This is a genomic window from Pseudomonas sp. KCJK9111 (assembly GCF_046231935.1).
Lineage (GTDB): Bacteria > Pseudomonadota > Gammaproteobacteria > Pseudomonadales > Pseudomonadaceae > Aquipseudomonas > Aquipseudomonas parafulva_B.
The window spans coordinates 52,058-74,784 of record NZ_JBJJMO010000004.1 but is presented as its reverse complement, the minus strand read 5'-3'; the positions used below and the strand labels follow the sequence as shown (position 1 = coordinate 74,784).

The following is a 22,727-nucleotide window of genomic DNA, read 5'->3' as shown; positions in this document are numbered from 1 at the left end:
CGCATCTTTCGGTATCAGGTCGCGCTTTGGCCTTCGGCCAGGTAGAACCAGGTTTCAAGCACCGAGTCCGGGTTCAGCGACACGCTGTCGATGCCCTGCTCCATCAGCCATTTGGCCAGGTCTGGGTGATCCGAAGGGCCCTGACCGCAAATGCCGATGTACTTGCCGGCCTTGTTGCACGCTGCGATGGCGTTGGCCAGCAGCTTCTTGACCGCAGGATTTCGCTCATCGAACAGGTGGGCAATGATGCCCGAATCACGGTCCAGACCCAACGTCAGCTGAGTCAGGTCGTTCGACCCGATCGAGAAACCGTCGAAGTATTCGAGGAACTCGTCGGCCAGGATGGCGTTGGACGGCAGTTCGCACATCATGATGACGCGCAGACCGTTGTCGCCACGGGCCAGGCCGTTTTCAGCCAGCAGGTCGACGACTTGGCTGGCCTCACCGAGGGTACGCACGAACGGCACCATGATTTCGACGTTGGTCAGGCCCATTTCGTTACGCACGCGCTTGAGGGCGCGGCATTCGAGCTCGAAACAATCACGGAACGCCTCGCTGATGTAGCGCGAGGCCCCACGGAAGCCCAGCATCGGGTTTTCTTCTTCCGGCTCGTACAGCTTGCCGCCGATCAGGTTGGCGTACTCATTGGACTTGAAGTCCGACAGGCGCACGATCACTTTCTTGGGATAGAACGCCGCTGCCAGGGTGCTGATGCCTTCGACCAGCTTCTCCACGTAGAAGCCGACTGGGTCGTCGTAGCCAGCGATGCGCTTGTCGACGCTGTCCTTCAGGTCGGCCGGCAGGCCAGCGTAGTTGAGCAAAGCCTTGGGGTGCACGCCAATCATGCGATTGATGATGAATTCCAGGCGCGCCAAGCCTACACCGGCGTTGGGCAACTGGGCGAAGTCGAAGGCGCGGTCCGGGTTGCCGACGTTCATCATGATCTTGAACGGCAGCTCGGGCATGGCGTCCACCGAGTTCTGCTTGATGTCGAAGCCCAGTTCACCCTCGAAGATGAAGCCTGTATCGCCTTCGGCGCAGGAGACGGTCACGCCCTGGCCATCCTTGAGAATCTGGGTAGCGTTGCCGCAACCGACAACCGCCGGGATACCCAGCTCACGAGCGATGATGGCCGCATGGCAGGTGCGCCCGCCACGGTTGGTGACGATGGCGCTGGCACGTTTCATGACCGGCTCCCAGTCCGGGTCGGTCATGTCCGAGACCAGCACGTCGCCTGGCTGCACCTTGTCCATCTCGGACACGTCGTTGATCACGCGGACCTTGCCGGCGCCTATGCGCTGGCCGATGGCGCGGCCCTCGACCAGCACCGTGCCTTTTTCCTTGAGCAGGTAACGCTCCATGACGTTGGCGCTGGCGCGGCTCTTCACCGTTTCAGGGCGGGCCTGGACGATGTACAGCCTGCCATCGTCACCGTCCTTGGCCCACTCGATGTCCATCGGGCGCTGGTAATGCTGCTCGATGATCATCGCCTGCTTGGCCAGTTCGTTAACCTCCTCGTCGGTCAGGCAGAAGCGGGCACGCTCGGCGCGATCGACTTCGACCGTCTTGACCGAACGACCGGCCTTGGCTTCTTCGCCATAGACCATCTTGATCGCCTTGCTGCCCAGGTTACGGCGCAGGATGGCGGGGCGGCCGGCTTGCAGGGTGTGCTTGTGCACGTAGAATTCATCGGGGTTGACTGCACCCTGGACCACGGTTTCACCCAGTCCGTAGGCACCGGTGATGAACACGACATCACGGAAACCCGACTCGGTGTCGAGGGTGAACATGACGCCGGCAGTACCAGTTTCGGAGCGAACCATGCGCTGCACACCGGCCGACAGGGCGACCAGCTTGTGGTCGAAGCCCTGGTGCACACGGTAGGAGATGGCACGGTCGTTGAACAGCGAGGCGAACACTTCCTTCGCCGCACGGATCACGTTGTCCACGCCGCGGATGTTGAGGAAGGTTTCCTGCTGGCCGGCGAACGAGGCGTCCGGCAGGTCTTCGGCGGTGGCCGAAGAGCGCACGGCCACGGCCATGTTGTCGTTGCCATTGGCCATTTCGGCGAAAGCGGTGCGGATCTCGGCGTCCAGACGCGCCGGGAACTCGGCTTCCATCACCCACTGGCGAATCTGCGCGCCGGTCTTGGCCAGGGCGTTGACATCGTCCACGTCCAGGGCGTCGAGCGCCTCATGGATGCGGTCGTTGAGCCCACTTTGCTCGAGGAAATCACGGTACGCCTGAGCCGTAGTGGCAAAGCCGCCCGGCACGGACACGCCGGCACCGGCAAGATTGCTGATCATCTCGCCCAGGGATGCGTTCTTGCCCCCCACATGCTCTACATCATGGACGCCGAGCTTTTCGAGGGAAACTACGTACTCTACCAAGGTGATCTCTCCACTAGCTGTATTGGAAAAGCTCAACGGCGCCCGCCTGTCTTCTTGACTGGGCCGGACGCATGTGGCCTGTACCTGGAAAATAAGTGAGAATGCCGACAGCCGCATTCGGCAAAGCGAACTTATCATAATCAAGAAACGTCATCATCACTAAGGCCCCGATCGCAAATGAAACGAACCGCGTTCTTCATCTCCGACGGCACCGGCATCACTGCCGAGACCCTGGGCCAGAGCCTGCTCGCGCAGTTCGAGAGCATTCCTTTCAGTAAATTCACCCGGCCCTACATCGACTCCCCTGAAAAAGCGCGCAACATGGTCCAGCAGATCAATGCGGCCGCCGAGCGCGACGGCATGCGGCCGATCATCTTCGACACCATCGTCAATCAGGACATCCGCGAGATCCTGGCCACCTCCAATGGGTTCATGATCGACATCTTCTCCTCGTTCCTGTCACCGCTGGAGCAGGAGCTGACCGCCCATTCCTCGTATTCGGTGGGCAAATCCCACTCCATTGGTGGCAACTCCAACTACATGGAGCGCATCGAGGCGGTGAACTTCGCCCTGGACAACGATGACGGCGCCCGCACCCATTACTACGACAAGGCTGACCTGATCCTGGTGGGTGTGTCCCGTTGCGGCAAGACGCCGACGTGCCTGTACATGGCCATGCAGTTCGGCATCCGCGCGGCCAATTACCCGTTGACCGAAGACGACATGGAGCGCCTGCAACTGCCGGCGGTATTGAAAAAGCACCACAGCAAGCTGTTCGGCCTGACCATCGACCCCGACCGGCTGACCGCCATTCGCCACGAGCGCAAGCCCAATAGCCGTTATTCGAGCTTTGCCCAGTGCGAATTCGAGGTGCGAGAAGTCGAGAGCCTGTTCCGCCGTGAGAACATTCCCAATATCAATTCCACGCATTTTTCGGTGGAAGAGATCTCGGCGAAGATTCTGGTCGAGAAGGGTGTAGAGCGGCGTTTCAAATGACGCAGTAGTGGGGTTTGCCTGATGATGTCGTGGAGTTTGAGCTTCAACATCGTGAACAGCACCCAACAATAAAAAGCCCCGGCATCACTGCCGGGGCTTTTTCAGTTCAGCATTGACTCAAGACGGCAACACAGTCGCCTGTCCGCTCATGGCCAGATCGACCAGTTCGCGGTTGGCCACTGCATACATCGCGTAGTCATGGCCCGAAGCGCTGCGCAGGTCATCGAGCATGGCGCGCCAGCGTTCCACCATCACTCGATGCTGCTCGGCCCATAGCGCGACCCGTGCATCCATGTCCTGCGGAGCATCGGCCATCTGCAATACCGAGATGGTGATCGCGCGTTGTTGCAGGTCGATGTCGTCGCGGAAAGCTTCCCGGGCCAGGGCCTGCCAGTTGTTCTCCACCGGCAGATTGCTGATTTCCTGCAAGTACCAGGTCAGGTCAAGCGCGCTGCCCACGGCGAAGAACGCCTTGGCCACCTGCGCTGGCTCGTGACCTGTCACATCAGCTGCCTCGATGATCGGCAGCAAGGTGTACAGATGGCTGGTGCCAGCCACCATACGTGCCAACAGCTCTGGCACCCCCGCTTCGACGAAGCTCTGGTAACGCACCATCCAGCGTTCGCGGGTTGGGCCTTCGAGCAATTCGTCGAGCTTGAGCCCAAGCTGGGCGATCTTCGGCCCGAAGTGGGCGCAATCACGGCCAGCGTCCTGCTCATTGCGACGGCTGCGCAGGAACCAGCGCGTGGCACGGCGGCCCAGGCGCATCAGTTCGTCCATCAGGGTCAGCTGGATCTCGGCGGGAACCTGGTAGTCCAGCGCCTCGATCTGACGGAACCAGTGCGGCAGGTGGAAGATGTCACGCACGATCACGTAGGCCCCGGCTACGTTGGCAGGGCTCATGCCGGTCGATTCCTTCAACCGCTGCACGAAGGTGATGCCCATGTTGTTGACCAGATCGTTGGCGATCTGGGTGCTGACGATCTCGCGCTTGAGGCGGTGGCGGCGCATGGAGTCAGCGAACTTGCTGACCAGCGACGGCGGGAACGCGGTTTCCATGTCGCGGGTCAGGTAGTCGTCGTCCGGCACCTGGGACTTGAGCAGTTGCTCTTTCAAGTCGATCTTGCTGTAGGAGATCAGCACCGAGAGCTCTGCACGGGTCAGGCCCTGGCCTGCGGCGAGGCGCTCGGTCAGCTGTTCCTCGGAAGGCAAGAACTCGATGGCCCGGTCAAGCTTGCCGCGGGCCTCGAGGTCGGCCATCAGGCGCTTGTACTCGGCAATGCGCTCGCGCACGCGGCGCGCTGCCAGCGACAGCGCCTGGGTCTGCTTATAGTTGTTGCCCAGCACCAGGCCAGACACTTCCTCGGTCATGCTGCCGAGCAACTGGTTGCGCTGCTTCTCGGTCATGTCGCCACCCTGCACCACCTCGTTGAGCAGGATCTTGATGTTGACCTCGTGGTCGGAGCAGTCCACGCCGCCGGCGTTGTCGATGAAGTCGGTGTTGGTGGCGCCGCCGTGCAGGCCGAATTCCACCCGGCCAAGCTGGGTCATGCCCAGGTTGCCGCCCTCGCCTACCACCTTGCAGCGCAGCTCGTTGCCGTTGACACGCAAGGCGTCGTTGGCCTTGTCGCCCACGTCGGCGTGGCTTTCGCCACTGGCCTTGACGTAGGTGCCGATGCCACCGTTCCAGAGCAGGTCCACAGGCGCCTTGAGCAGGGCATTGAGCAGCTCGGTGGGCGTCAGGCGGTCGGCCTCGATGGCGAAGCGTTCCTTCATCTGCGCCGTGATGGCGATGCTCTTGGCGCTACGCGGGAAAATGCCGCCGCCTTCGGACATGATGCTGGTGTCGTAGTCGGTCCATGCCGAACGTGGCAAGTCGAACAGGCGCTTGCGCTCGGCAAAGCTGGAGGCCGGCTCCGGGTTGGGGTCGATGAAGATATGCAGGTGGTTGAAGGCCGCTACCAGCTGCAGCTTGTCGGACATCAACAGGCCGTTACCGAAGACGTCGCCTGCCATGTCGCCCACACCAATCACGGTGATCGGGTCTTCTTGCACATTGATGCCGCGCTCACGGAAGTGACGCTGGACGCCAACCCAGGCCCCACGGGCGGTGATGCCCATTTTCTTGTGGTCGTAGCCTGCCGAGCCGCCCGATGCGAAGGCATCACCCAGCCAGAAGCCATAGTCGATGGCGATGCCGTTGGCGATGTCCGAGAATGTGGCCGTGCCTTTGTCGGCCGCCACCACCAGGTACGGGTCGTCATCGTCGTGACGCACCACGCCGACCGGCGGCACTACGCCACCGTCCTTGAGGTTGTCGGTAATGTCGAGCAACCCCGAGATGAAGATGCGGTAGCACGCCACGCCCTCTGCCGCGATCTCGTCACGCGTGCCGCCCAGTGGCAGGCGCCGTGGCAGGAAACCACCCTTGGCGCCGACCGGCACGATTACCGAGTTCTTCACCTGCTGCGCCTTGACCAGGCCCAGCACCTCGGTGCGATAGTCTTCCTCGCGGTCCGACCAGCGCAGCCCGCCGCGCGCAACGTTGCCAAAGCGCAAGTGCACCCCCTCGACCCGGGGTGAATAGACGAAGATCTCGAACTTGGGCACCGGCTTGGGCAGTTCGGGCACAAGCTTGGGGTTGAACTTGAAGCTGAAGTACGACTTGTTCTGGCCGTTGGCATCGAGCTGATAGAAGTTGGTGCGCAGGGTGGCCTTGATCAGGTCCAGGTAGCGGCGCAGGATGCGGTCTTCGTTGAGTACCTGCACCTCGTCCAGCGCATTGAGGATCGCTTGCTCGAGCCGCTGCTGCTTGTCCTCCAGGTCATCCTGGGTCAGCTTGCGGGCCAGGTAGAAACGCGTCTTGAACAGGCGGGTCAGCTCGCGCGCGATGTCGGTATGGTTGTTCAACGTACTGGCGATGTAGCCCAGGTCGAAGCCCAGGCGGATTTGTTTCAGGTAGCGTGCATAGGCACGCAGCAACGCCACGTCACGCCATGGCAGGCCCGCTGTCAGCACCAGGCGGTTGAAGGCATCGTTTTCGGCATCGCCGCCGACGATGTGGATGAACGCATCCTGGAAGGTGTCATTGAGCTCTTGAATGTTCAGGCTCAGGCCTTCGCTGTAGGTGAAGGCGAAGTCGTGAATCCAGTATTCGCGGCCATTGGCGTGGCGCAGGCGATACGGGAACTCGCCCAGCACGCGCAGGCCGAGGTTTTCGAGGATTGGCAGCACGTCCGACAGCGCCAGGGGGGTGTCGGCGTGGTACAGCTTGCAGTGCAGGGTGCGCTCGCCAACCCGCGTCAGCGGCTGGTAGAAACTCATGGCCAGTGGCTTGCTTTCCGACAGGGCCAGCACATGCTGCAGGTCCACCACCGCCGAATGGGCGGCGAAGCGCTCGCGGTAGCCGGCCGGGAAGCCTTTGGGGAAATCGGCCAGGATGTTGGTGCCTTGGGCCTCGCCGAAGTTCTCCACGACCAGCGCCGAGAAATCGTCCTGCCAGGAGCGGCAGGCCTGGATGACCTCACGCTCGAGCTGGTGTGGGTCGATGTCGATGCGGTTCTTCGGGTCCACCCGCAGAATCAGCTGCACACGGGCCAGTACCGACTCGGAGAAGAAGGTCCAGAATTCGCAATCGCTGGCCTTCAGGCGCTCCATCAACACCTGCTGGATTTTCTGGCGAACCTCGGTGGAATAGATTTCACGCGGTACGTAGGCCAGGCAATAGCAGAAGCGTCCGTACGGGTCCTTGCGCAGGAAGACGCGAATCTTGTTGCGCTCCTGAATCTGCACGATGGACATGACCGTGCTGAACAGCTCATCGACCGGCGTCTGGAACAGGTCGTCGCGCGGTAGCACTTCAAGCACCTGCGCCAGTTCCTTGCCCAGGTGAGCCTTGGTATCGAAGCCGGAACGGCGCTCGACTTCAGCGACCTTGACCCGGATGTAAGGGATGGCATGAACGCTTTCGCCGTACACCGTGGAAGTGTACAGGCCCATGAAGCGGTGTTCCTTGAGCACGTTACCCGAGGCATCGAGCTGGCGGATGGACACGTAATCAGGGTAGCCCGGGCGGTGTACGCGGCTTGGCAGCGCAGCCTTGGCGAAGGAGAGCAGCAGTGGCTCGGCCAGGTAGGCCACGGCGTAATCTTCGATGCGCAGCTCTTCAGGGGTCAAGCCCACGCGCAGGCGACGCGGCAGGCCAAGGAACGACTGCTCGTCGTAGACCATCTGCCCGCCGGCCTGATCGGCCTGGACGGTGAACTCTTCGTATCCCAGGAAGGTGAAGTGGTTGTCCAGCAACCACTCAAGGAATGCCTTGACCTCGCCCTTTTCATGCTGGGCCGGCCCGTACGGGGTCTGCTCGACCAGCGCCACGACCTCCCGCAGCTTGTCCTTCATCGGTTCGAAATCATCGACCGCCACGCGGACCTCGGCCAGCACCTGCTCGATTTCCCGGGCCAGCACGCTCAACTCCGCAGCGTTGGCGCAGCGGTCGATTTCCAGGTACATCAGCGACTCGTGCCCCACCCCTTCACCGTGGGTGCCCTTGGGCAGCAGTTCCAGCAACTCGCCCTTGGCGTTGCGGCGCACGCTCAATACCGTGGTCTGCAGGGTATGAATGCTGTAGCCGCGGCGATTGAGCTCAGTGCGGACCGAGTCCACCAGAAACGGCAGGTCATGGTGCAGCACCTCGACGACCGTGTGGGTCGACTGCCAGCCGTTGCGCTCGTAATCGGGGTTGTACACGCGCACCTGCGGGTGCTCGGGGTCGAAACGCTCGACGATGCGCCAGGCCGACAGGGTGCAGCCGGCCAGGTCGGAAAGCCTGCGCTGGGTGAGTTCGTCCAGAGAGATGATGCCGAAGAACTGCTCGGCGAACAGCGCCACTTGTGGCAGGGACTGTTCGCTGATGTGCTGCGCCAGGGCCGCTTGCAGTTGATGCTGGAAGTCGGCTTTGCTGGCCGCGGTGAAGAACGCCATCTGTGGTACTCCGCTTGGGCTTTGTAATAGTTGAAGCGTCGCTGCGTGCGCCGTGCCGGGGTCAACGATAGACGATTGCAGGCAGGGCGAACGATGAAAACCAGGCGTTGAGCGTGTGCATGCACGCCCAGGACTGGGCGAAGCTTAACGACTGACCGGTCATCAAGGCTTGCAGCGCTGCGACAATTTCGTTCAAGGGGCGGTAACTTTACGTTTATGCATGTAAGCAAGACTGTCAGAATTCCCTTCCGTTTCCTTAGATCCGAGCTTGCCATGCAAATCGACACCGCCGTGCTGTTCGCTACCCCCTGCGATGAAGAGGAGGACAACATGGCAACCCTGTGCTGCCACAGCGACAAAGGCCAGATGTTCTTGCTGACCCGCTACCCTGACGAAGACACGGTCGACCTGACCCTCGACGACGAGCCCTCGACCCTGGACGGCTTGAAAGTGACCCTGAGCGCAACGAGCCTGTTGATCGAAGTGGCAGCAGGTGACCGGGACGCCTTGCGCGGTGATGAGGTGCTTCAGATCAACCTGACCAGCACGCTGAGCGACTTGGACGAGATCAGGCAAACCTTGGAGAACATCCTGAGCGGCACCGGCACTTTCGTCTGCGAGCTTTGATCCGTCGATCACTGCGCAGGCTTGCCGCGGGCCACGGGGGTCTAGGCCAGGGCGCGCTGCATCGCCCGCGCCTGCTCGCGCAGTGTCTGGCAGAACGGCTCGACTGCCGCCGAGGCCGGTCGATGGTCTGGCCTGACCAGCATCACCTGGTAGGCGATCGAGATGTCCAGCGGCCTGATGAGCAAGCCATTCTGGGCGGCCTCCAACCCGCTCAGGGGGTTGATGATGGCTACGCCCAGGCCCTGCCTGACCATGGCGCACACCGAGGCGGCGCTGGTGGTCTCGATGACCGTGCGACGGTTCACCCCAGCCGCGCGAAAATGGTGGTCCAGACGCTGGCGATAGGTGTCCAGGCTGGCCAGGTTGATGAAATCGACCTCATGGAAATCCGCCAGGCTCAGCCGTGACCTGGCCTGCAACGGGTGTTGCTCAGGCAGCACGCAGACCATGTCGGCGCTAAACAGCAATTCCCCGCTCGCCCCACGGGGTATCTGCGCGACCTCCGTCAGGCCCAGGTCATGCTGCTGGGTGGCCAGGGACTCCTCCAGCAGCGGCGACTCCTGGGCTTTGATGCTCACGCTCACCCCAGGGTGCTGCTTATGGAAACGCTGGCAGACCTTGGGCAGCAGGGTCTGCGAAAACAACGGCAGGCAGGTGACGGCCAACTGGCCCTGCTGGAAGTTGCGAATGGCCTGGGCAAAACGCTCGATGCGCTCAAGCCCCACATACGCCCGCTCTACCTCCTCGATCAGCAGCAACGCCTGGGCGGTGGCTTCCAACCGACCGGCCGTGCGCTCGAACAGATGCAGGCCCGTCACGTGCTCCAACCGCGCCAGCTCACGGCTGATGGTCGGCTGCGAGGTGAACAACAGACGCGCCGCGCCTGTGACGCTACCTGAGGCCATGATGGCGCGGAACACTTCGATGTGGCGGGCGGAGAGCTTCATGGGAGCACCGACGGCATTCTCAGGGCATATCAGAGATGAATGGACGGCGCAAAAATAGCTATTTTTCTGAATCGAGTCTACGGGCCATGCTGTCGGCTTCCACCTGTGCCGAGCCATTCGATCATGACCATTCCCTTCTCTGTCCTAGCCAACGCCGTTCGCCAGTACGGTTCACCCCTGTGGGCCTACGACGCCGCCACCATCCTCAGCCGGATAGAACAGCTCAAGCCATTCGATACCGTACGCTTCGCCCAGAAAGCCAATCCCAATCTGCAGGTGTTGCGCTTGATGCGCGAGCACGGCCTGGTGCTCGATGCGGTATCGCTTGGGGAAATGGAACGCGCCTTTGCAGCCGGCGCCAGTGTGGCAGGCGATCCTGCGGGGGTGGTGCTGACCTGCGACGTGCTGGACCGCGCTACCCTGGCACGCGTGGTCGCGCAAAAGATCGAAGTCAACGCAGGCTCCATCGACATGCTGCGCCAGTTGGGCGAGCACTCGCCAGGGCACCGTGTCTGGCTGCGCATCAACCCGGGGTTCGGCCATGGCCACAGCCGCAAGACCAATACCGGGGGCGAGAACAGCAAGCATGGCATCTGGCATGAAGACTTGCCGCAGGCGCTCGCCTGCATCAGGGCCCATCGCCTGCACTTGGTTGGCGTGCACATGCACATTGGCTCCGGCGTGGACTACACCCATCTGGAGCAGGTGGCTCGCGCCATGATCGAGCTGATCGCGCGCCTGGACACCGATATCGAAGCGTTCTCGATCGGCGGTGGGCTCTCGACGCCGTACCGCACTACCGACACGCCGGTGGACCTGCAGCGCTACGCGCAAACCTGGGCAGTGGCACGCCAGGAAATCGAAGCGCTGCTGGGCCACCCGGTGCGCATGGAGATCGAGCCAGGGCGTTTTCTGGTGGCCGAGTCGGGCTATCTGGTGACCGAAGTCCGTGCCGTCAAGCAGGTGGGCCGCAACACGTTCGTGCTGGTCGATGCTGGCTTCAACGACCTCATGCGCCCTGCGATGTACGGGGCCTACCATGCCATGACCCTGCTCGATGCCGATGGCCGCCCCGTGGACCGCCCGCGGCAACCGACCGTGGTGGCCGGCCCACTGTGCGAATCGGGCGACGTGTTCACTCAGGATGACCAGGCGCTCTGCCCTCAGGACTTGCCCCAGGCCCAGGTCGGCGACTTGCTGGTGATTCACGATGCCGGTGCCTACGGTGCCTCCATGTCGTCCAACTACAACAGCCGGCCCTTGCTGCCGGAGGTGATGATCGAAGGCCAGGCCGTGCGCTTGATCCGACGTCGGCAGACCATCGAAGCGCTGCTCGCCCTTGAGGAAGGCTTGTAACGTCCAATTCCTGCATGCCGACCTTCCTCGACAGCCGGCATGCCCGGGATAGACCGTTGAGCGCCCTAGACACTCCGCTCAGCTACACAGTTACAACTGCAAAAACCAAATAATCCGCAATCAAGCCTCAACTTTTAAGCAGATCAAGCAATCCAATCGCACTTAGCACGCACGCTACCCCACGCTTTGCAACATCTACACACAATCCACCCTTACAATTGGATCCATTCCCACTATGGATCCCGCCATGCAAACACTCGAAATGGATTACGCCCCCGGCGATCACGTGGCCAGCCACTGCCACGCCCACGACCAGCTGATCTACGCAGCCAGTGGCACTGTGCATGTGAGTACCGATTCGGGAAGCTGGGTGATTCATGGGGGCAATGCGCTGTGGGTGCCGGCCGGCGTCAGCCATGCGATTGTCATGGAAGGCGTCGTCAGCATGCGCTCCCTGCTGCTGGCGCCCCACGTCGACCACTGCCAGGTGATCGTGGTGACGGGGTTGCTGCGTGAGTTGATCCTAGCTGCCTCGCGCATGCTCGGTATCCGGGAGGGGGAGCACGTACGGGCGCTCATTCTGGGCGAGCTCGCCCATGCAAGGCGCATCGACACATTCATAGCACTGCCAAAGCACCCACGCCTGAGGGCCTGGTGCGAGCGCATGCTGCAGGCACCGGCCGAGGAACATGCCCTTGAACAGTGCGCCACGGCGCTGAACATGAGCACACGCAATGTGGCCCGGCTGTTCCAGCGCGAGCTGGGCATGTCCCACGGCCAATGGCGCGCTCGGGCGCGGGTGATGTTGAGCCAGCAGTGCCTGGCGGCAGGTCGGCCGATCATCAATGTGGCGCTCGAACACGGCTACCAGAGCCCCAGCGCCTTTGCAGCCGTGTTCAGGCGCATCCTGGGGTGCGCGCCCAGCGACTGGCAGGACGGTAGCGCACGCCCCCGCTGAAACGGCTCGGGTTGTCCGGCTGGCGCGCACGGTTGTCCCGCTTGCGGCAGCCTTGGTCTGACTGGTCTCGTTAACGTTGCATCATGACTGCCAAGCGATGTTCATGATGCCCACTTTGTCGATGATCCCCTCCCCCGTACGCCTTTGCACTGTGCTGACGTTCGGCCTTCTGGCAGGTTGCACGCACCCTGTCGCCCCCGAGCAGCCCCCGGCGGCCATGCGGGTCAACCCTTTGACCGAGACCCAGGCCGGGGTTAGCGCACAGCCTTTACCCGGGCGCTGGTGGCAGCTGTACCAGGACCCGCAACTCGAGCGCTGGGTGGAGCGCGCATTGGCCAATAACCAGGACCTGGCGCAGGCTCAAGCCAACGTGCGCGCACTGCTGGCCGGCATTGGCGAGTTCCAGGCGCAGCGCCTGCCTGCTACCTCGCTGGGCATTGCTGCGACCTACGGCAGGGACAGTGACGATCAGACCCTGGCCCAGGCCCGTGACAGCCGAGCTACTTCCTCCTGGCACTTCAATCCGGGCATGGAGCTGGCCTATCAGGTGGACCTGTGGGGGCAGGTGCAAGCCCAAATCGATCGCGCCAAGGCGCAAGCGCAGGCCGCGGCCGCCGCACACGACGCCGTGGGGCTGCAGGTGGCAGCCCAGACCAGCCGTGCCTACATCGAACAATGCGTCTACACCGCTCGCCTGAGTCAAGCCAGGCAAGCCCTGCACACCCTGGATCGCAGCCTGCTGTTGAGCGACCGCCAGCGTCAGGCCGGCATCGCTACGGCGCTGGACGGCGAGCGGCTGCTTGGCCTGCGCGAGCAGGTTCGCGCCCGGATACCCGTTTTCGAGGCGCGGCGCCAGGTGGCACTGTTCGAGCTGAGCACGCTGGCGGGTGAGGCCACGGTCGATCACACCCAACCCTGCGCTGCCATCCCGTCGCTCACGGCCGCGCTGCCCACAGGCGATGGCTGGCACCTGCTCGAACGGCGCCCCGACGTACGCCAGGCTGAACGAGAGTTGCAAGCCGCCGGCCTGGAAGCGGACATCGTGCGCGCCGACCTGTACCCCAAGGTTCGCTTTGGCGCCCAGCTGGCTAGTGCTGATCGCCACATCAATGGCCTGGGTGCCAGCCGCGCCATCACGTTCGGCGTCGGCCCGCTGATCAGCTGGGAATTTCCCAACCTGCAAGCCAATCGTGCCCGGTTGGGCAAGGCCCAGGCTTTGCAGCAGGCCCAGCGCGCTCACTATCGCAGCGTCGCGCTCAAGGCCCTGAAGGATGTGCGCCAGGCCTTGGCCCGTCATGCCGGTGAGCAGCAGCACCTGTCTTCGCTGCAGGCCGCGCTTGAGCACAGCCAGCGTGGCTTCGCCCTGGCAGAGGCCAGCTACCGTGCGGGCACCCAGGACGGGCTGGCCCTGCTTGACAGCGAGCGCGAGCTGATTGCCCTGCATGACCAGCTCCTCGAGGCGCGCGGCAAGGTGGCCAGGGCGCAGATCGACCTGTTTCGCGCGCTGGGCGGGGGATGGTGAATCCGCCACGCCCCAGGCACCACTCACCACCCGACGCCCATCGCTCGCAAAGCGCAACTGCCTCCACTCGACAATGGAACCCCACCATGAACGCTGCTGTAGAAACGCCCACCCCAACCCCGACTGCCGAGCATGCGACCATTCGCCCGCGACGGCGGTTGGTTTATATCGGCGGCGCAGGCCTGGGCGTGCTGGCACTACTGGCCCTTGCTGGCTACTGGTTCACCACCGGGCGCTACCTGGAAAGTACCGATGACGCCTACATCCGCGCCGATTGGGTGGCATTGAGTTCGCGCGTGGCAGGCTATGTGGCGACGGTAGAGGTCGAAGATGACCAGCCGGTTCAAGCCGGCGCTGTGCTGGTGCGGTTGCAGGATCGCGATTACCAGGCTCGCAGGGATCGAGCGCGCGCTGCCGAACGCCAGGCGCAGGCGGCCATAGACGCGGCGCGGGCTCACTGCGAGCTGGCCGTGCAGCGCATCGAGCAGCAGGCGCAGGCAACCCTCAAGGCCGAGGCCGCCGTGCACAGTGCCAGCGCCGAACGTCGTCGCAGCCAGCTCGACCTGCAGCGCTACCAGGGCTTGGTACGCGACCAGGCCGCCACGACCCAACGGCTGGAGCAGGCACTGGCCGCTGCCAACCAGGCCAAGGCTGTCGAGCAAGGGGCCAAGGCAGCATGGCGTGAACAACAGGTACAGCAACGGATGGCCAAGGCCGGCGCTGCCCAGGCCCAGGCCGATCTGCGGCGGCGTCAGGCCGCCTTAGAAAGCGCAAGCGCCGAACGCCGGCTGGCCGAACAGGACGCCCAGGACACCGTGCTGCGCGCCCCGGTGGCAGGCGTGGTGGGCCAGCGCCGCGTGCGTGCAGGGCAATACGTGGTACCGGGCCAACCGTTGTTGGCGGTGGTGCCGGTGGCGCAGGCGTATGTCGTGGCCAACTACAAGGAAACCCAGTTAGCCCGGATGCGCCCAGGGCAGCCTGTGCAGGTTCAGGTGGACAGCTTCCCTGGCCATGCATTCAAAGGTCACGTGGCGAGCTTCTCGCCGGCCTCGGGCAATGTCTTCGCGCTGCTGCCGTCGGACAATGCCACGGGCAACTTCACCAAGATCGTCCAGCGTTTTCCGGTGCGCATCCTGCTCGACCTGCCCGCAAACGGGCCGCAGATACTGCCCGGCATGTCGGTGGTGACCACCGTCGACACGCGCACGCCGGAGCCTGCCGATGCGCGCTGAACAACCGGTATCCCTGCGCGCCTGGGTGGCCGTGCTGGGCGGGCTGTTCGGCTGTTTCATGGCCGGCATGAACGTGCACGTCACCAGCGCCGCACTGCCCGAGATACGCGGCTCGCTAGGCGCCAGCTTCGAGGAAGGCTCATGGATATCCACCGCCTACTTAGTAGCGGAGATCGTGATGATCCCCCTGACGGCCTGGCTGGTGGAGGTGTTCTCCCTGCGCCGGGTGATGTGGACGGGCTCGCTGGTCTTTCTGATCGCGTCGGTGGCCTGTTCGTGGGCGCCGAACCTTGAAACCATGATCGTGATCCGGGTAATTCAGGGCGCCGCCGGCGCCGTCCTGATTCCGCTGTCGTTCCAGCTGATCATCACCGAATTGCCGGCCAGCCGAATGGCCATGGGCATGGCCTTGTTCAGCCTGGCCAACAGCGTGGCGCAGGCCGCAGGCCCTTCGATCGGCGGCTGGTTGACCGATGCCTATTCCTGGCGCTGGATCTTCTACCTGCAGCTGTTTCCTGGCATCGCGTTGCTGTGCGCCATTGCCTGGTCCATCGAGGCCAGGCCGATGAAGTTGCAGCTGCTGCGCCACGGTGACTGGCTGGGCATCGCCGCCATGGTGATCGGCCTGGGCGGGCTGCAGATCGTGCTGGAAGAAGGCGGCCGGTTGGATTGGTTCGGGTCTTCGTTCATCACCGGCATGACCGTGGTGTCGGCATTGGCCCTGGTGCTGTTCGTGACGACTCAGCTGTTCGGCCCGCGCGCGTTCATCAACCTGCGGTTGCTGGGCCGTTACAACTTCGGCGTGGCCAGCCTGGCGATGTTCATATTCGGCGCCGCCACCTTCGGGCTGGTGTTTCTGGTGCCCAACTACCTGTCGCAACTGCAGGGCTTCAGTGCACGAGACGTGGGTGTGGCGTTGATCGCCTACGGGCTCGTGCAGCTGCTGCTGGCGCCGTTGATGCCGCGCCTGATGAGGTGGACCAGCGCAAAGTTCATGGTGGCCAGCGGGTTCCTGATCATGGCGCTGGGCTGCTGGATGGGCGCCAGCCTGACTGCTGACAGTGCCGACAATGTGATCATCCCTTCCACCGTGGTGCGGGGCATCGGCCAGCCTTTCATCATGGTCGCGTTATCCGTGCTGGCAGTGGCCGGGCTGGACAAGCGCGAGGCCGGGTCCGCCTCGGCGGTGTTCTCGATGCTGCGTAACTTGGGTGGCGCCATCGGCACGGCCGGCCTGACCCAGCTGGTGGCCACGCGCGAACGCCTGCACAGTGCGCGCATCCATGAGCACGTGACCGTGTTCGAGCCGCAGCTGCACGCGCGCCTGGACCCGACCGTGCAGACATGGCTCTGGCACTCACAGCAGTGGCTCGAAGGTTTGTCGGGCACCATCGGCCGCGAAGCCTACCTGATGGCCTACAGCGATGCGTTCTACCTGGCCTGCCTGGCGTTGCTCGGCTGTGCGGTGGCAGCGTTGCTACTGAGGTCGCACAAGGGGCAATGAGGCCATGGCGGGGAGCTTGGCTCGGGAGCGACCGACGGCTGGTACACTGGCGCCTTTGTACAACGTCCAGACAGGTTCGACCCATGCACCAAGCCCGCTATGCCACCGTGGCCAAGGACTTGATCGAGGCAATCGCCAGCAGCCGCTACCCGGTCGGGGGCCTGTTGCCCACTGAAATGGAGCTGTGCGCGCTGTATGGTGTAAGCCGGCACACGGTTCGCGCGGCGGTCGAGCAGTTACAGAGCCTGGGCCTGGTGTCCCGGCGCAAGCGCGTTGGGACACGAGTCCAGGCGCGCCAGCCCCAGATCGGCTACCGGCAGTCGATCGCGAACCTGGCAGAGCTCTCGCATCACCTTCAGGCACCGGTGCGTCAGGTTCGCGATGTCCGCCAATTCGTGGCCGCCCCTGAAGAGGCCGAGCGCCTGGGACTGGTGCCAGGGGAACAGTACTTGTGCATCGAGGCGCTGCACCGTACCTCTGCCGGGCACGCCTTGGCGCTGTGTGCAAGCGCCGTGTATGCCCAATCCGACTACGTGCAGGTGATCGAGCTGGCCCAGGCACATCCCGAGCAGTTGATCACCCGCCTGATCGAGCAGCATTACGGGCGAGTCATCGCGGTGATCGACCAGCGCATTCAGGCACAGTCGCTCACCCTGCAACAGGCACAGGTATTGAGTGCCGAGCCGGGCTCACCGGCGCTGTGCGTGGTGCGCCACTACCGCGAGGAAAACGGCGACCTGATGGCGGTCTGCAAAAACCTTTATCCCGCTGACCGCTACAGCCTGGTCAACCAGCTACGCCGCGACCGCATGCCCGCCAGCGCCGCTGCTTTCCCTACAGCGTTCTGACGCACCAAAGCCACTCATTGGAGATCGACCCGCATGGCAGCAGATTCGACACGGATGCTTACCGTAGGTGAGGTGGCTCGCCGCAGCGGTATCGCAGTATCGGCACTGCATTTCTATGAAAGCAAAGGTTTGATCGCCAGCACGCGCACAGCTGGCAACCAACGCCGCTATCCGTCGCTGGTGCTGCGCACCCTGGCGATCATCAAGGTGGCCCAGCGTACCGGTATTGCCCTGGATGACATCAAGCAGGCGCTGGGGCGCTACCCGCCCAACAGCAAGCTCACGGCGGCTCAGTGGGGCGAAATGTCCAGTGCGTGGCGAGAAGACCTGAACCAGCGCATCCGTCTGCTCCAGGCGTTGCGCGACAACCTGGACAACTGCATCGGCTGCGGCTGCCTGTCGCTGGAGCAATGCCCGCTACGTAACCCACAGGATGTACTGGGCGAGGAAGGCAGCGGGCCGAGGATCCTGGAACGACACGTGCGGGAGGGCACGTAGCAGCGGAAGGTGCACGGCGCGGCAGTATTTGGGACCGCTTTCGTTGGAACCAATAGGCGGCGCTAACGCCCTAACCTTTTGCTATTTAACCAATCCCGTTAGCGAAAGGATGACCGAACCATGAAACGCGAACAGATCGAAGGTGTAGCAGAGAACATTGCGGGTAAAGCCCAGAGCGCTGTAGGTCGTCTGATCGACGATCCGGCCCTGGAAGCCGAAGGCGAAGGCCGCCAGGCAGCAGGCCAGGTGACCAAGACTTACGGTGATGCCGTGAACTGCGTCTCGTCGTTCGTCAAGGAAAAGCCGTTTGCAGCTGTCGCCATCGGTGCTGCGCTGGCCATGGTGGTGTCGCGCCTGCTGCGCCGCTGACCCAATGCATCAGGCCCACGCTGTTGCGTGGGCCTGATGGGCTTTGAGTGCAGGCTGAACTCAGTTATCCAGTTCATCCTTGACGATACGGCCATCGTGCGGGTCGACCTTGAACTCGTACTGCTTGCCGTCAGCTTTCATCCCCTCGCCTTCCCAGTGACCGTCATCGGCTTCGATCTTGGTGATCTGGGTGTAGCCGGCGCCTTTGAGGGCAGCTTCGGCCTGATCCTTGGTCACTTTCCAGTCGGCGCCGGGCTGATCGGCCCAGGCAACAGAAGCGCCCATCGCGCCAACCAGGGCCAGGCCAGTGAACAGTCGAGTCATCGCTTTCATTGCAGGTTTCCTTCTTGGAGGGTGTGAAGATGCGACCCTTAGTCGGTGCGCCGCGTTCATTCCAATTCCCAATGCCGCCCGGACGCGAGTCGATCAGTGCCAGGCTCAACCCGGCTGGCTGACCATCGCATTGCTGACACTGCGCCCGAGCACCAGCACCGTCACGAAACCGCAACCTACCAGTGCCGTGGCCGCGCTCAGCAGCACGCCGGTGCCCAAGTGATCGACCACCTGACCACCGAAGAACGAGCCCACGGCGATGATGACCTGGAACATGGCCACGAACAGCGGCATGCCCCGTTCCACATCCTTGGGCGCGACCACGAACATCCAGATGTTCGCGCAGGCAGGAAACGCCCCGAAGGCAAAGCCCCACAACGCGATGAGCATGGCAGCGCCCGTCATGCCGGTGGCAAAGTGCGGGAACAGCGCCGTGCTGGTGGCTATCAGCAATGCCACCAGCAGCAGGGTATGCCGCACACTCCGGTTGGCCGCGAAGCCGGCGAAGATGTTGCCCATGAAGCCTGCCACGCCGTAGAGCAGCAGCAATGAGCCAATGGTTGGGCCATCGAAGCCGGCGCTTTGCTTGAAGAAAGGGGCCACGTAGGTGTAGGCCGCAAAATGCGCCAGGCCGATCAGCAACACGGCAATCAGGCCCACGCGCGCTTGCGGGTTGATGAACAAGGCCGGCAGGTCGCTGATGCGGATCGCCTTTTCAGGCATCAACCGGGGCAGCAGCATGACCTGCGCCAGCAGTACCGGCACCCCTACCACGGCGGTGACCAGGAACGTCATCCGCCAGCCCATCAACCCGCTGAGCCAGGTACCCACCGGCACGCCGATGACCGTGGCCAGGGTGACGCCGGCCATGATGATCGAATTGGCCTTGGCCACCCCGACGCCCTCGGGCGCCAGGCGGCTGCTCAAGGCGATGGCGGTCGCCCAGAAGCCACCGATACTCACCCCCAGCAGCACGCGCCCGAGCAGCAACAGGTGGAAGTTACCGGCAAAGGCGACGATGGCGTTGGCCAGGATCATGATCAGGGTCAGGCCAATCAGCAGGTAGCGCCGGTCCAGGTTGCCGACACCGACAGAAATGGTCGGCGCCGCCAGGGCCGCCATGATGCCGGGCAAGGTGACCATCAGCCCGGCAAGGCCTGCGCTGATGCCCAGGTCATTGGCGACGTCGTTCAGCACGCCTACTGGGAGAAACTCGCTGGTCACCAGGGCGAACGCGCCCACGGCCACGGAGAGAATGGCCAGCCATTGCTGGAGCAGGCTTTGCTGTTGGTGTTCGGGCAGACCACGAGGGGCCGGGCTGACGCTTGGCATTGTGCACAATTCCATGACAGGGCGCCTGAGACAGGCGCACGAGAGGCTAAATCAGGCCGCGAGTATAAGAGCACGGGCTGCCAGGCGAGAGACCGGCCGCTCGATAGTGGTTATCGCTGTGATCGATAGCGTGCAGGGCCCAGGATACAGAGGTGTGCGGGATTCTTTGTGGGAGCGGGGTTGCGGGGCGCCGGACTGACCGCAATGGGCGCGAAGCGGCCCCAATATTTCAGCTTTGCAGCCGAGAGTGTCGGGGGGCCACTTTGCGGCCCATCGCGGCTAGGCTGCCCGCCCGGGAAATCCGATAGCCTACGGATTTGGTGCAAGGCAGCCCCACTCTGCACCCGAACACCCTAGACAGGATTAGGATGCACCACCCGCCCCGCTACGCCCGGCCGGTCGATGAACAGCACGTCCAGTGAACTGCTGCGCATGCCCTTGACGGCATTCCAGTGCGCCGAAGTATGGATATAGCGCTCGCGCAATAGGGTTTGCTCCGGCCCGCTCAGTTCCAGCGATGGGCAGGCTCCCAACGCATAGGCATGCAACTTGTCGCTGATGCCACGCAGCTCCTCCGGTACAGCGTGCTGCCTGTCGCAGCCAAGCGGTGCAAAGGGCACGCCCGCGCGCGCTGCGTACTCGCGCATGATGCTCAAGTGTACCCGTGACAGCTGCCCGGCTACCTGTCGCCTCCGACCAATGGCGGCATAGACCTGTTTCTGCGGTTCACGGGGCTCCCCACCAGGCACAGGCTGTTCCCAACTGACCACATGCGCAGGCGGTTGGCCAAGGTCCTTGAACGCGGTAGCCATCAATGCGGCGACGGCTGTGTAGACGCCGGTCTGCTGTGCAGGTACCTCAGCCGCTACCCGCTGGGACTGGGGCTTGCACAGCAGCACGTCTTCGTCGACCACATCTTGATAGCCACCACCGATATTCGAATGCACACCCGGCAGCACGATGTCGTGCCCACTGCCTATCAGGGGAAAGTTGTGGCGCTGCTCATCCCCGGCCACCAACTGCACGACATGGTTGGCAATGCCTTCGGGCAACCCGAGCTGCAGCCCACCCTGACGGGTATCGGCGGGGTCGAAATCCCCTTGCAGGGGTGCAACGATGGCTGCCACCGTGTCGAACAAACCGATGAAATGGATGACGATCGGGCAGTGTGTAAACAGACGCGCGGGCTCGTTGCGCAACACATTGGCCATATGCCTGGCCGCCGCTGCACCGCGGCTGAAACCGAACAGGTCCACACTTATCCGCTCGATGCGCGTTTGCCGATGGCCTAGCTGCCAGTCGCGCAACAGCGCGGCGATATCGGCCAGCGCTTGCTCCACACGCGCCTCGATGCCCGTACGCCCGCGACCGGTGGCCGAGGCATAGATGTCATCGGCTTCCCCAGCCTGGGTGCCAATCCCCTGGACATAGTGCTTGAGCACGACGCGCTGCCCATCGTCTTCCGGTTGCTGCGCATAGAGGTCATGCAGCAGTGCGACGTTGCTCAAGGCATTGTCATAACTTACCCCCTTGCCGTGCGATACCGTGGTGTTGTGCTGATTGTTGCCCGTGCCGTCGAAGAATAGGCCCAGACGTATTTCGATGGCGTCTGCCCTTTGGCTGCCGGTGATGTGCGTTTCCATTGTAGTGCTACCTGCCTGGCTGAAAAGCACAAGCAAGCGCCACGGCACGATGCCGAACCATCAGGCAATGGCGATCATCGGGCAGGACATTTCCGGGTGCCAGGCAGCCGAGGATGGATAAATTTCCAAGCCGCCATTGGTCGCCACCCCCTCGGATGGATTAAAGTATCAACCCTTGCCGGGCCGCTGCCATCAGCCGCCTGGTCCTCTATCAGGAACCGTCGCCGATGGAACACCGTGAGGCGCTGATCGCGCTGCGCACCTTTCTCTCTTCCCAGATCCTTGGCCAGGAAAAGCTGGTCGAGCGGCTGCTGATCGTGCTGTTGGCCGATGGCCACATGCTGGTGGAAGGTGCGCCGGGCCTAGCCAAGACCAAGGCCATCAAGGAACTGGCCGAGGGCATCGAGGCGCAATTTCACCGTATCCAGTTCACCCCTGACCTGCTGCCCGCCGACATCACCGGCACCGAGATCTATCGGCCCGAGACGGGGAGCTTCGTGTTCCAGCAGGGGCCGATCTTTCACAACCTGGTGCTGGCGGACGAAATCAACCGGGCGCCGGCGAAGGTGCAATCGGCGCTGCTCGAAGCCATGGCCGAGCGTCAGGTCAGTGTGGGGCGCAGTACCTACGACCTGTCGCCGCTGTTCCTGGTCATGGCCACGCAGAACCCGATCGAGCAGGAAGGCACCTATCCCCTGCCCGAAGCGCAGCTCGACCGTTTCCTGATGCATGTCAAGATCGGCTTCCCCGACGCCGCCGTGGAGCGCCGCATCCTGGCCCAGGCCCGTGGCGAGGCGCTGGGGGGTGAGACCAAGCCCGAACGGCGGGTCAGCCAGCAGGCGATCTTCGCAGCACGCAAGGAAATCCTCGGTCTGTACATGGCGGACGCAGTGGAGGAGTACCTGGTGCAACTGGTCATGGCCACGCGTACGCCGGCCAAATTCGACAACGAACTGGCCGACTGGATTGCCTACGGCGCCAGCCCGCGCGGTTCGATTTCCCTGGACCGCTGCGCACGGGCCCACGCGTGGCTTGCCGGGCGCGATTTCGTCAGCCCCGAGGACATTCAGGCGGTACTGTTCGACGTGTTGCGCCACCGCATCATCCTGTCGTTCGAAGCCGAGGCGGCGGGGGTCGACCAGGACCGGGTCGTGCAGCGTATCCTCGACGTCGTGGCCGTTGCCTGACC

General features: G+C 63.3%; 18 protein-coding genes. 11 read left to right on the top strand and 7 right to left on the bottom strand.

The genetic code is table 11. The features are described 5' to 3' along the window. Window positions 1–14 precede the first annotated feature (14 nt). On the bottom strand, window positions 15–2,390 hold the full coding sequence (gene ppsA / locus ACK59L_RS03095; RefSeq protein WP_409271796.1) for a phosphoenolpyruvate synthase: 2,376 nt from the start codon (window positions 2,388–2,390) through the stop codon (window positions 15–17). A 177-nt stretch (window positions 2,391–2,567) separates the two neighbouring features. On the opposite strand from ppsA, the gene ACK59L_RS03090 reads away from it, so the two are divergent. Then, window positions 2,568–3,386 carry a pyruvate, water dikinase regulatory protein gene (locus ACK59L_RS03090; protein ID WP_027916539.1) on the top strand — a complete coding sequence of 273 codons (819 nt, stop codon included), beginning with the start codon at window positions 2,568–2,570 and terminating at the stop codon, window positions 3,384–3,386. Window positions 3,387–3,503: 117 nt separating this feature from the next. On the opposite strand, the gene ACK59L_RS03085 is transcribed toward ACK59L_RS03090, so the two are convergent. Together ACK59L_RS03085 and ACK59L_RS03080 are read right to left on the bottom strand one after the other, a co-directional pair. Then, window positions 3,504–8,369 (bottom strand): NAD-glutamate dehydrogenase, encoded by a 4,866-nt coding sequence (locus ACK59L_RS03085; RefSeq protein ID WP_409271794.1) that lies wholly within the window; start codon window positions 8,367–8,369, stop codon window positions 3,504–3,506. A gap of 61 nt (window positions 8,370–8,430) precedes the next feature. Then, on the bottom strand, window positions 8,431–8,565 hold the full coding sequence (locus tag ACK59L_RS03080) for a hypothetical protein (protein ID WP_256675187.1): 135 nt from the start codon (window positions 8,563–8,565) through the stop codon (window positions 8,431–8,433). A gap of 77 nt (window positions 8,566–8,642) precedes the next feature. Between ACK59L_RS03080 and ACK59L_RS03075 the strand changes: the two genes are divergently transcribed. Next, window positions 8,643–8,996 (top strand): hypothetical protein, encoded by a 354-nt coding sequence (locus ACK59L_RS03075; RefSeq protein WP_197844324.1) that lies wholly within the window; start codon window positions 8,643–8,645, stop codon window positions 8,994–8,996. Window positions 8,997–9,037: 41 nt separating this feature from the next. On the opposite strand, the gene ACK59L_RS03070 is transcribed toward ACK59L_RS03075, so the two are convergent. After that, window positions 9,038–9,943 (bottom strand): LysR family transcriptional regulator, encoded by a 906-nt coding sequence (locus ACK59L_RS03070; protein ID WP_409271791.1) that lies wholly within the window; start codon window positions 9,941–9,943, stop codon window positions 9,038–9,040. A gap of 123 nt (window positions 9,944–10,066) precedes the next feature. Here ACK59L_RS03070 and lysA point away from each other — a divergent pair, with 123 nt between their 5' ends. From lysA to ACK59L_RS03030, 8 genes are all read left to right on the top strand, one after another. Then, complete coding sequence (lysA, locus tag ACK59L_RS03065) at window positions 10,067–11,299, top strand: diaminopimelate decarboxylase (RefSeq protein WP_409271789.1); 1,233 nt, start codon at window positions 10,067–10,069, stop codon at window positions 11,297–11,299. A 247-nt stretch (window positions 11,300–11,546) separates the two neighbouring features. Then, a complete protein-coding gene (locus ACK59L_RS03060; RefSeq protein ID WP_409271787.1) occupies window positions 11,547–12,257 on the top strand; it encodes a helix-turn-helix domain-containing protein in 711 nt (236 codons plus the stop codon). Window positions 12,258–12,363: 106 nt separating this feature from the next. After that, window positions 12,364–13,779 carry an efflux transporter outer membrane subunit gene (locus tag ACK59L_RS03055; RefSeq protein ID WP_409271899.1) on the top strand — a complete coding sequence of 472 codons (1,416 nt, stop codon included), beginning with the start codon at window positions 12,364–12,366 and terminating at the stop codon, window positions 13,777–13,779. Window positions 13,780–13,865: 86 nt separating this feature from the next. Continuing rightward, window positions 13,866–15,011, top strand: a complete 1,146-nt coding sequence (locus tag ACK59L_RS03050; RefSeq protein ID WP_196136289.1) for an HlyD family secretion protein — start codon at window positions 13,866–13,868, stop codon at window positions 15,009–15,011. Next, window positions 15,001–16,515, top strand: coding sequence for an MDR family MFS transporter (locus ACK59L_RS03045; RefSeq protein WP_409271785.1), 1,515 nt, complete (start codon window positions 15,001–15,003; stop codon window positions 16,513–16,515). The genes ACK59L_RS03050 and ACK59L_RS03045 overlap by 11 nt, the downstream gene beginning before the upstream one ends. An 83-nt stretch (window positions 16,516–16,598) precedes the next feature. Continuing rightward, entirely contained in the window at window positions 16,599–17,363 is a 765-nt protein-coding gene (locus tag ACK59L_RS03040; RefSeq protein WP_409271783.1) for a GntR family transcriptional regulator, read from the top strand. Window positions 17,364–17,396: 33 nt separating this feature from the next. Further along, a complete protein-coding gene (gene soxR, locus ACK59L_RS03035; protein WP_058604511.1) occupies window positions 17,397–17,861 on the top strand; it encodes a redox-sensitive transcriptional activator SoxR in 465 nt (154 codons plus the stop codon). Between the two features lie 120 nt (window positions 17,862–17,981). Next, window positions 17,982–18,230, top strand: coding sequence for a CsbD family protein (locus tag ACK59L_RS03030; protein ID WP_023533700.1), 249 nt, complete (start codon window positions 17,982–17,984; stop codon window positions 18,228–18,230). 60 nt (window positions 18,231–18,290) lie between these two features. Here ACK59L_RS03030 and ACK59L_RS03025 read toward each other — a convergent pair whose 3' ends face one another. The 3 genes from ACK59L_RS03025 to ACK59L_RS03015 form a co-directional block, all read right to left on the bottom strand. Then, window positions 18,291–18,563: a PepSY domain-containing protein gene (locus tag ACK59L_RS03025; protein WP_196136286.1), complete on the bottom strand. Its 273-nt coding sequence runs from the start codon at window positions 18,561–18,563 to the stop codon at window positions 18,291–18,293. 105 nt (window positions 18,564–18,668) lie between these two features. Further along, the gene (locus ACK59L_RS03020) at window positions 18,669–19,895 is read right to left on the bottom strand and encodes an MFS transporter (protein WP_058604510.1); all 1,227 of its coding nucleotides are present in this window, start codon (window positions 19,893–19,895) and stop codon (window positions 18,669–18,671) included. A gap of 353 nt (window positions 19,896–20,248) precedes the next feature. Continuing rightward, window positions 20,249–21,538 carry a phospholipase effector Tle1 domain-containing protein gene (locus ACK59L_RS03015; protein ID WP_409271780.1) on the bottom strand — a complete coding sequence of 430 codons (1,290 nt, stop codon included), beginning with the start codon at window positions 21,536–21,538 and terminating at the stop codon, window positions 20,249–20,251. A gap of 227 nt (window positions 21,539–21,765) precedes the next feature. Here ACK59L_RS03015 and ACK59L_RS03010 point away from each other — a divergent pair, with 227 nt between their 5' ends. Then, window positions 21,766–22,725: a MoxR family ATPase gene (locus ACK59L_RS03010; protein ID WP_023533720.1), complete on the top strand. Its 960-nt coding sequence runs from the start codon at window positions 21,766–21,768 to the stop codon at window positions 22,723–22,725. Window positions 22,726–22,727: the final 2 nt, after the last annotated feature.

What these genes read in the sequence shown, in the direction of transcription:
- ACK59L_RS03020 (WP_058604510.1), bottom strand. Translation starts at nt 19,895, where the DNA reads ATGCCAAGCGTCAGCCCGGCCCCTCGTGGTCTGCCCGAACACCAACAG.
- ACK59L_RS03060 (WP_409271787.1), top strand. Translation starts at nt 11,547, where the DNA reads ATGCAAACACTCGAAATGGATTACGCCCCCGGCGATCACGTGGCCAGC.
- ACK59L_RS03075 (WP_197844324.1), top strand. Translation starts at nt 8,643, where the DNA reads ATGCAAATCGACACCGCCGTGCTGTTCGCTACCCCCTGCGATGAAGAG.
- ACK59L_RS03090 (WP_027916539.1), top strand. Translation starts at nt 2,568, where the DNA reads ATGAAACGAACCGCGTTCTTCATCTCCGACGGCACCGGCATCACTGCC.
- ACK59L_RS03085 (WP_409271794.1), bottom strand. Translation starts at nt 8,369, where the DNA reads ATGGCGTTCTTCACCGCGGCCAGCAAAGCCGACTTCCAGCATCAACTG.
- ACK59L_RS03070 (WP_409271791.1), bottom strand. Translation starts at nt 9,943, where the DNA reads ATGAAGCTCTCCGCCCGCCACATCGAAGTGTTCCGCGCCATCATGGCC.
- ACK59L_RS03045 (WP_409271785.1), top strand. Translation starts at nt 15,001, where the DNA reads ATGCGCGCTGAACAACCGGTATCCCTGCGCGCCTGGGTGGCCGTGCTG.
- ACK59L_RS03050 (WP_196136289.1), top strand. Translation starts at nt 13,866, where the DNA reads ATGAACGCTGCTGTAGAAACGCCCACCCCAACCCCGACTGCCGAGCAT.
- soxR (WP_058604511.1), top strand. Translation starts at nt 17,397, where the DNA reads ATGGCAGCAGATTCGACACGGATGCTTACCGTAGGTGAGGTGGCTCGC.
- ACK59L_RS03030 (WP_023533700.1), top strand. Translation starts at nt 17,982, where the DNA reads ATGAAACGCGAACAGATCGAAGGTGTAGCAGAGAACATTGCGGGTAAA.
- lysA (WP_409271789.1), top strand. Translation starts at nt 10,067, where the DNA reads ATGACCATTCCCTTCTCTGTCCTAGCCAACGCCGTTCGCCAGTACGGT.
- ACK59L_RS03015 (WP_409271780.1), bottom strand. Translation starts at nt 21,538, where the DNA reads ATGGAAACGCACATCACCGGCAGCCAAAGGGCAGACGCCATCGAAATA.
- ACK59L_RS03025 (WP_196136286.1), bottom strand. Translation starts at nt 18,563, where the DNA reads ATGAAAGCGATGACTCGACTGTTCACTGGCCTGGCCCTGGTTGGCGCG.
- ACK59L_RS03055 (WP_409271899.1), top strand. Translation starts at nt 12,364, where the DNA reads ATGCCCACTTTGTCGATGATCCCCTCCCCCGTACGCCTTTGCACTGTG.
- ACK59L_RS03040 (WP_409271783.1), top strand. Translation starts at nt 16,599, where the DNA reads ATGCACCAAGCCCGCTATGCCACCGTGGCCAAGGACTTGATCGAGGCA.
- ACK59L_RS03010 (WP_023533720.1), top strand. Translation starts at nt 21,766, where the DNA reads ATGGAACACCGTGAGGCGCTGATCGCGCTGCGCACCTTTCTCTCTTCC.